Source organism: Pandoraea pnomenusa, assembly GCF_000767615.3.
Classification (GTDB): Bacteria; Pseudomonadota; Gammaproteobacteria; order Burkholderiales; family Burkholderiaceae; genus Pandoraea; species Pandoraea pnomenusa.
Genome location: NZ_CP009553.3, coordinates 3,816,614 through 3,829,900 on the forward strand (window position 1 = coordinate 3,816,614; position 13,287 = coordinate 3,829,900).

Genomic DNA, 13,287 nt, shown 5'->3' on the forward strand with positions numbered 1-13,287 from the left:
ATCGGGGGACGGATAGGGGCGGAACAAGGCGTGATGGATCGACGTTTTCGCAACACACCGCGACGCCCGTCAACCGGGGGTCATCAGCAATAATTGGCCGCGGCGGTTACAATCGTCGCTTGTCAAACGACCGGACGGCGGTCCCCTCGACGGGTACACGCGATTTGCCATCAAAACTGGCCTCGCGCGTTCCATGCGGCCACATGCACGACATGGGAACCCGATAGCAACCGCCATCCCGGCCGACCTGAGCCGGAGAGCTGAATGCAAGTCATACTTGCCCAACCCCGCGGGTTTTGTGCGGGTGTCATACGTGCGATCGATATCGTCGAGCGCGCCCTGGAAAAATACGGCGCCCCCGTCTACGTGCGTCATGAGATCGTCCACAACAAGCACGTGGTCGACTCGCTCAAGGCCAAGGGCGCGCGCTTCATCGACGAGTTGTCCGAAGCCCCCGCGGGCGCTGTCACCATCTTCAGCGCGCACGGCGTCGCGCGCGTCGTCGAACAGGAAGCGGAAGTCCGCGGCCTGAAGGTGCTCAATGCGACCTGCCCGCTCGTGACGAAGGTGCACATCCAGGGCAAGAATTACGTGTCCGCGGGCCGCGAAGTCATTCTGATCGGTCACGCCGGCCACCCGGAAGTCGAAGGGACCATGGGGCAGATCGACGGCCCCGTGCACCTGGTGCAGACCGAGGACGATGTGGATGCGCTCGCGCTCGCCATCGACACCCCGGTGTCGTACGTGACGCAGACCACGCTGTCGGTCGACGAGACTCGCGGTATCATTGCTGCGCTGCAACGTCGTTTTACCGACATCGTCGGCCCGAACACCAAGGACATCTGCTATGCCACGCAGAACCGCCAGACCGCCGTGCGCGAGCTGTGCGAGCGTGTGGAGGTGCTGCTCGTGGTCGGCGCGACGAACAGCTCGAATTCGAACCGCCTGCGCGAAATCGGCGCCGAAATGGGGCTGCCGAGCTACCTTGTGGCCGATGGCTCCGAGGTAAATCCGGAATGGGTACGCGGTCAGGCCCGCATCGGCATTACCGCGGGGGCGTCCGCGCCCGAGCGCATGGTCGAAGACGTGATCGACGCGCTGCGTCGCATCGACACGGTCGAAGTGACTCTCATGGACGGCATCGAAGAAACCATTCAGTTTCGCCTGCCGTCGGAATTGACCAAAGACGAGCCGGTTACCGCGCGCCACGCGGTCGCCGGCTAACGCAACACGAACAGGAGCCGAACTTGGCCATCCCCTTTCTCCAACAGGCGTACGTTGGCGCCTACCTGATGAAGCAACGCTTCAAGGGCAACAAGCGCTACCCGCTGGTGCTCATGCTCGAACCGTTGTTCCGTTGCAACCTCGCCTGCTCGGGCTGCGGCAAGATCGATTATCCGGACCCCATCCTGAATCAGCGCGTCTCGCTCAAGGAATCGCTCGACGCGGTCGACGAGTGCGGCGCCCCGGTTGTCTCCATTGCCGGTGGCGAGCCGCTGCTGCACAAGGAAATGCCGCAGATCGTCAAGGGCATCATCGAACGCAAGAAGTTCGTGTATCTCTGCACGAACGCACTGCTGCTCGAGAAAAAGATCGACGATTACGAGCCGAGCCCGTTCTTCGTTTGGTCGATCCACCTCGACGGCGACCGTGAAATGCACGACGCGGCCGTGTCCCAGGAAGGTGTGTACGACCGTGCCGTGGCCGCCATCAAGCTGGCCAAGTCGCGCGGCTTCCGCGTGAACATCAACTGCACGCTGTTCAACAACGCCGATCCCGAGAAAGTCGCCAGGTTCTTCGATTCGACCAAGGACCTGGGTCTCGACGGCATTACCGTCTCGCCGGGCTATGCCTACGAGCGCGCCCCGGATCAGCAACACTTCCTGAATCGCTCGAAGACCAAGCAGTTGTTCCGCGACATTCTCAAGCGCGGTGACGGTGGCAAGAAGTGGACGTTCAGCCAGTCGAGCCTGTTCCTCGACTTCCTCGCCGGCAACCGCTCGTATCACTGCACGCCGTGGGGCAACCCGACGCGCACCGTGTTCGGCTGGCAGCGCCCGTGCTACCTGCTTGGCGAAGGCTACGCGAAGACGTACACGGAACTGATGGAAACCACCGACTGGGACAAGTACGGCGTGGGCAACTACGAGAAGTGCGCGGACTGCATGGTCCACAGCGGCTTCGAAGCCACTGCCGTGAACGAGACGATGTCGCACCCGCTGCGCGCGCTGGGCGTGGCGCTCAAGGGCGTGCGCACCGACGGTCCGATGGCCGACGACATCTCGTTCGCAAAGCAGCGGCCGGCCGAGTACGTGTTCTCGAAGCACGTCGAGATCAAGCTCGACGAACTGCGCCGGGCCAAGGCGTAAATGCCGTCGCGAGTGCTGGTCACCGGCGCCTCCGGGTTCGTCGGTTCCGCGGTGGCTCGCACGGCGCTTGCACGCGGTCACGAGGTTCGCCTGCTGGTGCGTGGCTCCAGCCCCCGCGCGAATCTCGCCGATCTGCCTGTCGAGGTCGTGGAAGGCGACATGCGCGACGCTGCCTCGATGCAACGCGCGCTCGCCGGATGCGACGCCCTGCTCCACGTCGCCGCCGATTATCGACTCTGGGCAAAAGATCCCAACGACATCATGCGGGCCAATATCGACGGTACGCGCACGGTGATGGACGCCGCGCTGCGCGCCGGCGTCCAGCGCGTGGTGTATACGAGCAGCGTAGCCACGCTGCGCGTGCACGATGCCGTCGGCCCGGTCGACGAAACCCGCCCGAACGACGAAGCCACGACCATCGGCGTCTACAAGCGCAGCAAGGTCGCGGCCGAGCGACTGGTCGAGCGCATGATCGCCAACGACGGCCTGCCGGCCGTCATCGTCAATCCGTCCACCCCGATCGGCCCGCGCGACATCAAGCCTACGCCGACCGGACGCATCATCGTAGAAGCGGCGCAGGGCAAGATTCCGGCGTTCGTCGACACCGGCCTGAATCTCGTGCATGTCGACGACTGCGCCGAAGGGCACTTGCTGGCGCTGGAGCGCGGCCGCATCGGCGAGCGCTACATTCTCGGCGGCGACGATGTGCTGCTGCGCGACATGCTCGCCGGCATTGCCGACATGGTCGGCCGCAAGGCGCCCACGATCGCCCTGCCGCGCTGGCCGCTCTACCCGCTGGCGATGGCCGCGCAAGGCGTGGCGCGCTTCACGGGCAAGGAGCCCTTCGTGACGGTCGACGGCCTGAAGATGTCGCGCTATCACATGTTCTTCTCGTCGGAGAAGGCCAGGCGCGATCTCGGCTACACTGCCCGCCCCTACGCCGACGGCCTGCGCGATGCGCTTGCCTGGTTTGGTTCCGCTGGATATCTCTCATGACTGTTCTGGCCTGGATCGCCGCGCTCTCGCTGGCCATCTGGATCTATCTGCTCAGCTCGCAAGGCGGCTTCTGGCGCGCCCGTGAGCGCGACGATCTCGACGACGACACCCTGCCCGTTCCCGCGACGTGGCCGGCGGTCGCCGTCATCATTCCCGCGCGCAACGAAGCCGAGTCGATCGGCCAGGTGGTGGAATCGCTGTGTCGTCAGGATTACGCGGGGCGCCTGCGCATCGTGGTGGTCGACGATCAGAGCAGCGACGGCACCGCCGATCTGGCTCGCGACGCCGCCGCGCGTGCCGCCGCCGAAGGGTTCACGCGCCGCGTGGACGTGCTCGGCGGCCAGCCCCTGCCGGGGGGATGGACGGGCAAGATGTGGGCCGTGCGTCAGGGCGTGGCGTTTGCAAGCGACCCCGCCACGAACGACGACGGCGTGCCGCCGGACTACCTGCTGCATACCGACGCCGACATCGCGCACTCGCCAGATAACGTACGCCGTCTGGTCACGCGTGCCACGGGCGACGATCGCGTGCTCGTCTCGCTCATGGCGAGGCTGCGCTGCACGGCCTGGTTCGAGCGCACGCTAATCCCGGCGTTCGTGCTGTTCTTCCAGATGCTCTACCCGTTCGCGTGGGTCAACGATCCCAACAGGCGCATGGCGGCCGCGGCCGGCGGGTGCATGCTGATTCATCGCGCCTCGCTTGAAGCGGGCGGGGGAATCGAAGCCATTCGCGACGAGATCATCGACGACTGCGCCATGGGCCGTCTGCTCAAGAAGCAGGGATCGATCTGGCTGGGACTCACGCAGCGCGCCGTGAGCGTGCGTCCGTACGACAACCTCGGCGAAATTCGCAAGATGGTGTCGCGCACCGCGTACGCGCAGTTGAAGTATTCGCCGGTGCTGCTCGCGGGCACGCTCGTGTCGCTGCTGCTCACATTCATCGTGCCACCGGTCATGACGATCTTCGCCACGGGAATCGCCCAGTGGCTGGGGTTGTTCGCCTGGCTGGCCATGACGCTGGCATATCTGCCGATACTGCGCTTCTACCGCCAGCCGTCGAGCTTCGGTCCCATGCTGCCGCTGGTGGCTGCGCTTTACACCGTCTTCACCTTCGACTCGGCGCTGCAGCATTGGCGCGGTCGCGGCGGCATGTGGAAGGGACGCGCACAGGCCCGCGGGCAGCAATCCTCGGACGCATGATCCGACGCCATCACGAACGTCGGCGCCATTGCCTCCGAGAAAAAAATGCCAGCGTGTTCAAAGACACGCTGGCATTTTTTTAGACACGCGGCGCCAGCAACCTTCCGACCGTCTATCCGGTGCCTGCCGATACCGGGCGTCGCGCACGAATCGCGTCAGATACCCGCCGCGTCCGCACCGAAGCCTTCGCCCAACTTGAGCGCGACGATCTGGCGGCCATGGCGCAGCGCCTGCCTGGCGCGGCCGGCGTCCTGTCCGACGCGCAGTAGCGCGGGCAGTTGCCTCGGATTGGCGGCGAGCGAGCGCAGCACGCCGAGGATATCGGTGGAACCGTCGCTGCGCATGCCCGCCAGCGCCGCCGGCGGCAACGTCCGCTCGGCCGGATCGATCACTACCCGCGCCACCACGAACGGCAGGCCGTGCGCGTGAGCGACACGCGCGACGATGTGCGACTCCATGTCGGCCGCCGCCGCCCCGCTCTCGCGGAACAGGGCTGCCTTGTCGCCCACGCTGACCACCGGCGCCGTCACGCCCGCCATGTCGGCACGCAGGGCGCCGGGCATCGCGCGATGCAACGCGTCGGCCCAGGCGATGGACGTGACATACTCGTGCGCCTGTCGCGGCATGTCGAGTACCTTGTGCGCGATGACCCACTGCCCGGGCGTCAGACCGGGAATCAGCCCACCGGCCGTGCCGAAGCTCACCAACCCGCGCGCGCCGCCCGAGGAGGCGATCGCTCCCTCCAGATCGGCGGCAAGCGTGGCATTTTGCGCGCACACCACCCGTACGCCGTCGCCGCGCGCAATGCGCGCCTCGAACGGCATGCCGGTCACCACGATGACGGAGGGACGCATGAGTGTTTGCGCGCGCTTGGTCATTACATGCCGCAAGGGACCGGGCAGTCGTTGCGAACCGTCAGGTTCCGGTAGCGGGCGAGTGCCCACAGCGGGAAGAACTTGCGATAGCCGTGGTAGCGCAGGTAGAACACACGCGGGAACCCCGTGGCCGTGTAGAGGGCTTCGTCCCACAGCCCCTCATCGTTCTGCGTGTCGAGGAGATAGTCGATGCCGCGCTTGACCGCCGGGTCATTGGCCTTGCCCGCCGCCATCAGACCGAGCAATGCCCAGGCGGTCTGCGACGACGTGCTCGGCGCCGATTCGTAGCCCTTGTACTCGAGCTTGTAGCTGTCACCGTCCTCGCCCCAGCCGCCATCGGCGTTCTGGATCGAGATCAGCCATTGGGCCGCGCGCGCGAGCGCCGGGTGCTCCGGCGTCAATCCCGCGGCCTGCAAGCCGCACATGGCGGACCATGTGCCGTACACGTAATTCATGCCCCAGCGGCCGTACCAGCTGCCGTCGGCTTCCTGATCGTCGAGAATATATTTCAGTGCCAGTTCAGCCGAGGCGCGACGCTCGGGCGACGACGGCAACTGGGCGAGCATCGACAGGCAACGGGCCGAGACGTCGACGGTGGGCGGATCGAGCAGCGCCCCGTGATCCGAGAACGGAATGTTGTTCAGATACAGATGGGTATTTTCCGGCTCGAATGCGCCCCATCCGCCGTTACTGCTTTGCATGCCGATGACCCATTCCGTGCCCCGGTCGATGGCATGGCGCATCGGACGAGTGCTGGCGTCGACCTTGTCGTTCTCGAACTTGCCGGCAAGCTTCTCATAGCGGTCCATCGCCATCGCCACCACGGCGGTATCGTCCACATCCGGGTAATGTGGATTGGCGAACTGGAATGCCCAGCCGCCGGGGCGCACGTTCGGACGACGCGAGATCCAGTCGCCGCGCACGTCCAGAATCTGCAACGGGATGAGCCACTCCAGCCCCTTGCCCGCCATTTCGATGGCGCGCTTGTCTCCCGTCTCGAGCAATGCGTGCGCCGACAGCGCGGTATCCCACACGGGCGACAGGCAGGGCTGCACATACGTTTCGTGGTCGGCCGGCGTGACCAGCTTTTCGACCGACTTGCGGGCAATGGCGCGGCTCGGATGATCCTCCGGGTAGCCGAGCACGTCGTACATCATGACCGCATTGGCCATGGCCGGATAAATCGCACCGAGCCCGTCCTCGCCGTTGAGCCGCTCCTCCACGAACGCCACCGCGCGATCGATCGACTTCTGGCGCAGCCGCTTCGGAAAGCACGGGTCGAGCGCGCGCAGCACGTGATCGACGCCCGAGAAGAACGTGAACCAGAAGCGGCTCTGATGCGGGGCCCGCTTGGGCGGGCCCACGTCCTTCGGGTTGCCGATGAACAGCTCGTCGATCTGCACGCCTTTCGGGTTGCGCGCAAGCGGACGCCGGGCCTGCAGCACCAGCAGCGGCACGATCACCGTGCGCGCCCAGTACGACACCTTCGACAGGTGGAACGGGAACCACTTCGGCAGCAGCATGATTTCGACCGGCATCATCGGCACCGCCTTCCAATCGAGCACGCCGTACAACGCGAGCAGGATGCGCGTGAAGACGTTCGAATTCTGAGCGCCCCCGCGCGACAGAATCGCCTCGCGGGCGCGCACCATGTGCGGCGCGTCGATCGGCTCGCCGATCATCTTCAGCGCGAAGTACGCCTTCACGCTCGCGCTCATGTCGAACTTGCCGTCTTGGAACAGCGGCCAGCCGCCATGTTCGCCCTGGATGCGACGCAGATAGGCGGCGATCTTGCCTTCGAGTTCAGCATCGACCTTCTCGCCCAGATGATGGCGCAGCAGCACGTATTCGGCCGGGATCGTCGAGTCGGCCTCCAGTTCGAAGAGCCAGTGGCCGTCGTCCTGTTGCAGGTCGAGTAGCGCGGCGATCGAGCGCTCGATGCCCGACTCCAGCGTCTGCGTGGCCATTGCCGTGCTCACCTTCTGGGCGAGCTCGGTATGCAGCTTGAGGTCCACCGCCGTGGCGGTGGCCGTGCGTCGCGCTTCCTTCTCGGAAGCATCGCGTATCGTATCCATGGCGTTCTTGCCTGTTCAAAGGCGTATCGACGGCGCGCCGGGCGCACCGGTTAAACATTCACACTTGCGTTGGCAGCCGGCTCTGCGACCGGCTCGGGCGAGAAACGTTACCGACGTTTGCGCTTCGCTCGTGCTGCATTTGCGCTTCATTTGCGCCGCGTTGATCCCTGGCTCACGCAGGCCGGAGCAGATCGGCGGCGCGGTTGCCGCTGCGCAGCGCCCCTTCGATGGTGGCGGGCAGCCCGGTGGCCGTCCAGTCTCCGGCCAGCGCGAGATTGCGCCAGCGCGTGCGCGCGCCGGGCCGGCGCTTGTCCTGCGCCGGCGTTGCCGCGAACGTGGCGCGCTTCTCGCGCACCAGTTGCCACACCGGCATCGGGGTCGACTGCACCTTGCAGGCACGCGCCACCTCTTCCCAGATACGAAGCGCGAGCGACTCGCGCGATTCGTCGAGCAGATGGTCCGCCCCGCTGATCGTGACCGACAGACGACCGTCGAAAGCGAAGATCCAGTCGCTCACGCCGTTCACCACGCCGATCATCGGCGGGCATCCCGGCGGCGGCGCAATCTGATAGTGCGCATTGACGATGGCGCGATATTCGTCGGGCGTCGTCAGACCCGGCACCAGCGAGGCCGCGACATTCGGCGGGACGGCCAGCACGACGGCATCGTCCACGGCGAGCGCTTGCGGCCCATCGCCGAAATCGATCGCGTCGACGCGGCTGTCGTCCTCGGCAAAACCCAGCGCGCGCACCCGGTGCTGCATCATCACGCGGGCGCCGTTCGCCTCGAGGAACGCGAGCGCCGGGGTGACGAACGACACGTCGAGTCCTTCACTGGCAATGAGCGGATGGCACGCCTTGCCGCCCGCGGCAAGCGTCTCGCGAATGACAGCGGCCGCCATCTGCGCCGAACCCTCGGCGGGGTCGGCATTGAGTACAGCAAGAAACAGCGGGTGAATCAGTCGCTTGTACAGCGCTGGCGGGCAACGCATGGCGTCGGTCATCGTCGCGTCGGGTCCGGCGCGGAGCAACGGCGCCAGCGACAGATAGTCCGACCATTTCGTGCCGGGCACGCGCGCTTGCTTGTCGAAAATCCACCATGGCAGGCGTCCTTCCGAGAGTCGCACTGTCCAGCGCTCATCGCTGTCGAGATCCACGAAGGCGAACTCCGCGCGATCCGGGCCGGTCAGCGTGTGCGCCGAGCCGATCGTGCGCGTGAACTCACGCATCGTGCCGTTGCCGGAGAGCACCAGGTGATTGCCGTTGTCGATCACGGCGTTCAGTTGACGGTCGAAATACGAACGGCAACGCCCGCCCGCCTGTGGCGCCGCTTCGTGCAGCACGACCGACTCGCCGCGGGCGGCAAGCCTGACCGCGGCAGCCAGGCCCGCAAGGCCGGCGCCGATGACGTGAACCGTGCCCACCATCAGAGGATCATCTGCCGCAGCAGCATCAGGATCAGACGCCAGCGCGGTACACGCACGCGCTCGCGGGGCACGGCGAAGCCGCGCGCAATCAATTTATCGAGGATGGCGCCGTATGCCTTGGCCATGACGGCGGGCGCGACGACCACGCGGCGCGGGTGACGCGCCATGATCGCGCGCGCCTTGGCGTAATGCGCATGGGCCTCGGCCACCAGCGGCGCACAGGCGCGATCGAGGTTGGCGGCGACCACCGACGCCGGCGTCGGGTCGACGACCCCGGCGTCCGCCAGCGTTTCGCGCGGCAGATAGACGCGACCGATGCCGGCATCTTCGTCGATGTCGCGCAGAATGTTCGTCAACTGGAGCGCCCGGCCGAGGTGGTGCGACAACTCGATACCGTCCTGCTCGGGCATGCCGAAGACCTTGACGGACAGCCGGCCCACGGCACTTGCCACGCGATCGCAATACAGATCGAGCGTGGGCAGATCAGGCGCGACGATCGGTCCGCACGCGTCCATTTCCATGCCGTCGATGACCGCGAGAAAGTCGTCGTGCTTCAGGCCGAACTGCTTGACCACACGGGCAAGGTTGGCGAGCGACGGCGTCGGGCGTCCGTCGTAAAGATCGGCCAGATCGCGTCGCCAGCTTGCCAGGCGCGCCATGCGGCTCGCCGGGGAATCGTCGCCATCGTCGGCAATGTCGTCCACGGCGCGGCAAAACGCGTAGATCTCGAACATGCCTTCGCGCTGCGCGGGCGGCAGGATGCGCATGGCGGCGTAAAAGCTGCTGCCGGAGGCCACGCGGGCGTTGCTCTGCTCAGGCGAAATTTCGATCGGTTCGGCGACGCTCACGAGGCTCCTCGTCGTGCAGGGGAACAGGGTGACACCACGAAAAAAACTCTGGGGGATTCTTGCAAGGAAGGAAGTATACCGGGGATTGGCGTGACTTTCCCGCCAGAATTCGGAACGATAGCATAGAATCTCGGGGGTTCCGGATTGTCCCGGTTTCTGCTATCGCAGCCCTTCCCGCACCGGGCGCACCGCCCGGCCGGCGAACGGCAATGCCCCTTTTGCCGCCCCCAGTCGATGACTTCCGACGCCAAGATCGAGCACTACGAGAACTTCCCGGTCGCCAGCCTCCTGTTGCCGCCCGAAATGCGCGCGCCGGTGGGCGTGATCTACAACTTCGCCCGCACGGCCGACGACATCGCCGACGAAGGCGACGCCACCAATGCCGAGCGTCACGCCGGCCTCGCCGCCTATCAGGCAGAACTCGACAAGATCGCCGCAGGTCTGCCCACGTCGCCCGACAAGCCGCTGTTCGCGGCGCTCGCGCGCGTGATCGCGCAACACCGGCTCAGCGTCCAGCCCTTCTCGGACCTGCTCAGCGCGTTCGACCAGGACATCGAGACCAAACGCTACGCCACGTTCTCCGACCTGCGCGACTACACGCGGCGCTCGGCCGATCCGGTCGGGCGCATCATGCTCGCGCTGTTCAAGCTCGACACGCCCGAGAACATCGCCTGTTCCGACGACATCTGCTCCGCGCTGCAACTCATCAATTTCTGGCAGGACGTGGAAGTCGACTGGCGCAAGGCGCGTGTCTACCTGCCGCAGGAGGACATGGCCCGCTTTGGCGTGAGCGATGCCGACATCGGGGCGCGGACCTTCGACGACCGTTGGCGCGCACTCATGCGCTACGAGGTCGATTTCGCGCGTCGCATGATGTTGCGCGGCGCCCCGCTCGCCAACCGCGTGCCGGGCCGCTTCGGCCTCGAGTTGTGCTGCGTGGTGCATGGCGGCCTGCGCATCCTCGACATGATCGAGGCGGCCGATTACGACGTCTTCCGTCACCGTCCGCAATTAGGCAAGGCCGACGGCTTGCGAGTGTTCCTGCGCGGCCTGTGCATGAAGATGCGCGGCAGGCCGCCCCGGGATCGCGCGGCGTAACGACCCACCCACCGGCGTGGCACCACCGATTGCGTCGCCTTTGGCGCTTCTCGGCGAACCACGATTCCCTTACCGTGATGGCAAGGCGCGTTCCGCCCGAACGCCCTGGCCGCCACCCGAGGGAGTCCGCGCGTGAATCTGCCTGCCAGCCTGCAACGCCTTGCATCGAAGCGCGCCCCGTTGCGCTCGCATGCCGGCGCGCTCTTCGCCATCGTGATCGTGGCCTGGGGCGTGAACTGGCCGGTCAGCAAGGCCTTGCTGGCCCATGTGTCACCGTGGTGGAGCGCGGCGTTGCGCTCAGCCGTCGGCATGACCACCCTCTTCGTGATTTGCGCGCTCACGCGGCGTCTCGTGCTGCCGCGACGGGGTGATCTGCCGGTGATCCTGAGCGTGGGGTTGTTGCACATGGCGGTGTTCTCCCTGCTCGTCGCGCTCAGCCTCCAATACGTCAGCGCTGGGCGCTCCGCCGTGCTTGCCTACACCACCCCGCTCTGGGTCATGCCCGCGGCGCGCCTCTGGCTCGGCGAGGTGCTCACGCCGCGGCGACTGTCGGGACTCGGTTGCGGCCTGATCGGATTGGGCGCGATGTTCAATCCGCTCTCCTTCGACTGGCACGATCACCTGGCGATCCTCGGCAACGGCCTGGTGCTGGTGGCGGCCTTCGTGTGGGCCGTGGCCATTGTCCACATGCGTGCCCATCGTTGGGTCAATGGCCCGTTCGAGCTCAGTCCCTGGCAGTTACTGCTTGCGACTGTCGTAATGACGGCGATCGCCTGCATTGCCGACGGTGCGCCGCACGTGAGCGGATGGGCGGCCTTTACGGGGTTGATGGCGTACGGCGGTGTCGTGGGCGGCGGCATTGCCTATTGGCTCGCAGGCGTGGTCACACGGCGCCTGCCGGCCGGCGTCACCTCGCTTGGCTTGCTCGGCGTGCCGGTCGTGGGCACGCTCGCATCCGCGCTCATCCTGCGCGAACCGCTGGGATGGGATGTCTGGCTCGCCCTCGCACTGATCGTTGGCGGCATTGCGCTCGGCACCGTCCCGGGCGGGCAGCCAACCGCTGCGACGCCATGCCGCACCGACCGCGCGCCCTGAGCCGCGTCACGCTTGACCCATCGCAACATTCGTTCGCCGCGCCGATGACAGACTGCCATCTCGCGGGTGCGGACCCTCGCACCGCGCGCGCAATCCTCGACGAACGGAACTGACATGAACGAGCAATGGTTGACGCTGGCCGGCCGCCGGCTGGTGCCGGTGGTGCAAGGCGGCATGGGAATCGGTATCTCGGCGCACCGGCTGGCGGGCACGGTGGCGCGGCATAACGCCATGGGCACGATCGCGAGCATCGATCTGCGCCATCATCATCCGGACCTGCTCGCCCGCGTCGAAGGCATACGCGATAAAGCGGCGATAGAAGCCGTCAACCTGATCGCGCTCGATCGGGAAATCCGTGCGGCCAAGGCCATTGCCGACGGCCACGGACTCGTGGCGGTCAATGTCATGAAAGCGGTGAGCGCGCACGCCGCGCTCGTGCGGCAAGCGTGCGAGAGCGGTGCCGACGCCATCGTCATGGGCGCGGGCCTGCCGCTCGACCTGCCCGAACTCACGGCGTCGCACCCCCACGTCGCGCTCATCCCGATTCTGTCCGATTCGCGCGGCGTGAGCCTCGTGCTGCGCAAATGGATGAAGAAAGGACGCCTGCCCGACGCCATCGTGATCGAGCATCCCGCACATGCGGGCGGCCACCTCGGAGCGTCGCGCATCGAGGATCTCGGCGACGCCCGGTTCTCGTTCGAGCGCGTGCTCGGCGAGTGCCGCGAGATCTACGCCACGCTCGGCATCGAGTGGCATCGCGTGCCGCTGATCGTTGCCGGCGGCATCCACCGTCATGAACAGGTTCGGCACTGGCTCGCCCAAGGCGCGGCCGGGGTGCAGTTGGGCACGGCATTCGCCGTGACCGAGGAGTCGGACGCGCATCCGGCATTCAAGGCGGTGCTCGCGAGCGCGCAGCCGCAGGACATTGCAGAATTCATCAGCGTGGCCGGACTCCCTGCGCGCGCCGTGCTCACGCCATGGCTCAAAAAATATCTATCGCGCGAAACCGCGTTGCAGGCCAAGGCGAAAGTGCGCCAGTGCCTCGAGGGATTCGATTGCCTTCAGGCATGCGGCCTTCGTGATGGCGTGGCGCGCATCGGGCAGTTCTGCATCGATCTGAAGCTGGCGCAGGCCGTGCGCGGCGACGTGGCGCGCGGCCTGTTTTTCCGCGGCCGCGACCCCCTGCCGTTCGGTGAACGCATTCGCCCCGTGGCCGAGCTCATGCGCTATCTGCTCACCGGCGAGCGGCCGGACGGGCCGAACGACATCGCGCCGGCCGCCTCCCGGTAACACGCCCGGCGCCCGG

General features: G+C 66.4%; 11 protein-coding genes. 7 read left to right on the forward strand and 4 right to left on the reverse strand.

Annotation, left to right across the window (positions count from 1 at the left end):
- Positions 1–264: 264 nt before the first annotated feature.
- Genes ispH through LV28_RS41115 form a run of 4 tightly spaced genes read left to right on the forward strand, consistent with a single transcriptional unit; the run spans position 265 to position 4,564 of the window.
- On the forward strand, positions 265–1,224 hold the full coding sequence (gene ispH / locus LV28_RS41100) for a 4-hydroxy-3-methylbut-2-enyl diphosphate reductase (protein WP_038620431.1): 960 nt from the start codon (positions 265–267) through the stop codon (positions 1,222–1,224).
- 23 nt (positions 1,225–1,247) lie between these two features.
- A complete protein-coding gene (gene hpnH, locus LV28_RS41105) occupies positions 1,248–2,369 on the forward strand; it encodes an adenosyl-hopene transferase HpnH (RefSeq protein WP_023597010.1) in 1,122 nt (373 codons plus the stop codon).
- Positions 2,370–3,365: a hopanoid-associated sugar epimerase gene (gene hpnA / locus LV28_RS41110; RefSeq protein WP_023597011.1), complete on the forward strand. Its 996-nt coding sequence runs from the start codon at positions 2,370–2,372 to the stop codon at positions 3,363–3,365.
- Entirely contained in the window at positions 3,362–4,564 is a 1,203-nt protein-coding gene (locus tag LV28_RS41115) for a glycosyltransferase (RefSeq protein WP_023597012.1), read from the forward strand. The genes hpnA and LV28_RS41115 overlap by 4 nt, the downstream gene beginning before the upstream one ends.
- Positions 4,565–4,719: 155 nt before the next feature.
- Here LV28_RS41115 and LV28_RS41120 read toward each other — a convergent pair whose 3' ends face one another.
- From LV28_RS41120 to hpnD, 4 genes are all read right to left on the reverse strand, one after another.
- A complete protein-coding gene (locus tag LV28_RS41120) occupies positions 4,720–5,418 on the reverse strand; it encodes a phosphorylase (protein ID WP_224785325.1) in 699 nt (232 codons plus the stop codon).
- Positions 5,419–5,441: 23 nt separating this feature from the next.
- Positions 5,442–7,406: a squalene--hopene cyclase gene (shc, locus tag LV28_RS41125; protein WP_048806865.1), complete on the reverse strand. Its 1,965-nt coding sequence runs from the start codon at positions 7,404–7,406 to the stop codon at positions 5,442–5,444.
- 280 nt (positions 7,407–7,686) lie between these two features.
- Positions 7,687–8,940 carry a hydroxysqualene dehydroxylase HpnE gene (hpnE, locus tag LV28_RS41130; RefSeq protein WP_038620429.1) on the reverse strand — a complete coding sequence of 418 codons (1,254 nt, stop codon included), beginning with the start codon at positions 8,938–8,940 and terminating at the stop codon, positions 7,687–7,689.
- Positions 8,940–9,788 (reverse strand): presqualene diphosphate synthase HpnD, encoded by an 849-nt coding sequence (hpnD, locus tag LV28_RS41135; RefSeq protein WP_024788929.1) that lies wholly within the window; start codon positions 9,786–9,788, stop codon positions 8,940–8,942. The genes hpnE and hpnD overlap by 1 nt, the downstream gene beginning before the upstream one ends.
- Before the next feature lie 234 nt (positions 9,789–10,022).
- Here hpnD and hpnC point away from each other — a divergent pair, with 234 nt between their 5' ends.
- The 3 genes from hpnC to LV28_RS41150 all read left to right on the forward strand — a co-directional run bounded on the left by hpnC (position 10,023) and on the right by LV28_RS41150 (position 13,271).
- On the forward strand, positions 10,023–10,886 hold the full coding sequence (gene hpnC, locus LV28_RS41140) for a squalene synthase HpnC (protein WP_023597017.1): 864 nt from the start codon (positions 10,023–10,025) through the stop codon (positions 10,884–10,886).
- A gap of 132 nt (positions 10,887–11,018) precedes the next feature.
- A complete protein-coding gene (locus tag LV28_RS41145) occupies positions 11,019–11,981 on the forward strand; it encodes a DMT family transporter (RefSeq protein ID WP_306629538.1) in 963 nt (320 codons plus the stop codon).
- A 114-nt stretch (positions 11,982–12,095) separates the two neighbouring features.
- On the forward strand, positions 12,096–13,271 hold the full coding sequence (locus LV28_RS41150) for an NAD(P)H-dependent flavin oxidoreductase (protein ID WP_025249514.1): 1,176 nt from the start codon (positions 12,096–12,098) through the stop codon (positions 13,269–13,271).
- Positions 13,272–13,287 lie beyond the last annotated feature (16 nt).

Bases quoted from the DNA above. Each gene is read 5' to 3' on its own strand.
- ispH (WP_038620431.1), top strand. From the start codon at position 265: ATGCAAGTCATACTTGCCCAACCCCGCGGGTTTTGTGCGGGTGTCATA.
- hpnA (WP_023597011.1), top strand. From the start codon at position 2,370: ATGCCGTCGCGAGTGCTGGTCACCGGCGCCTCCGGGTTCGTCGGTTCC.
- LV28_RS41115 (WP_023597012.1), top strand. From the start codon at position 3,362: ATGACTGTTCTGGCCTGGATCGCCGCGCTCTCGCTGGCCATCTGGATC.
- LV28_RS41120 (WP_224785325.1), bottom strand. From the start codon at position 5,418: ATGCGTCCCTCCGTCATCGTGGTGACCGGCATGCCGTTCGAGGCGCGC.
- shc (WP_048806865.1), bottom strand. From the start codon at position 7,406: ATGGCCACGCAGACGCTGGAGTCGGGCATCGAGCGCTCGATCGCCGCG.
- hpnE (WP_038620429.1), bottom strand. From the start codon at position 8,940: ATGGTGGGCACGGTTCACGTCATCGGCGCCGGCCTTGCGGGCCTGGCT.
- hpnC (WP_023597017.1), top strand. From the start codon at position 10,023: ATGACTTCCGACGCCAAGATCGAGCACTACGAGAACTTCCCGGTCGCC.
- LV28_RS41150 (WP_025249514.1), top strand. From the start codon at position 12,096: ATGAACGAGCAATGGTTGACGCTGGCCGGCCGCCGGCTGGTGCCGGTG.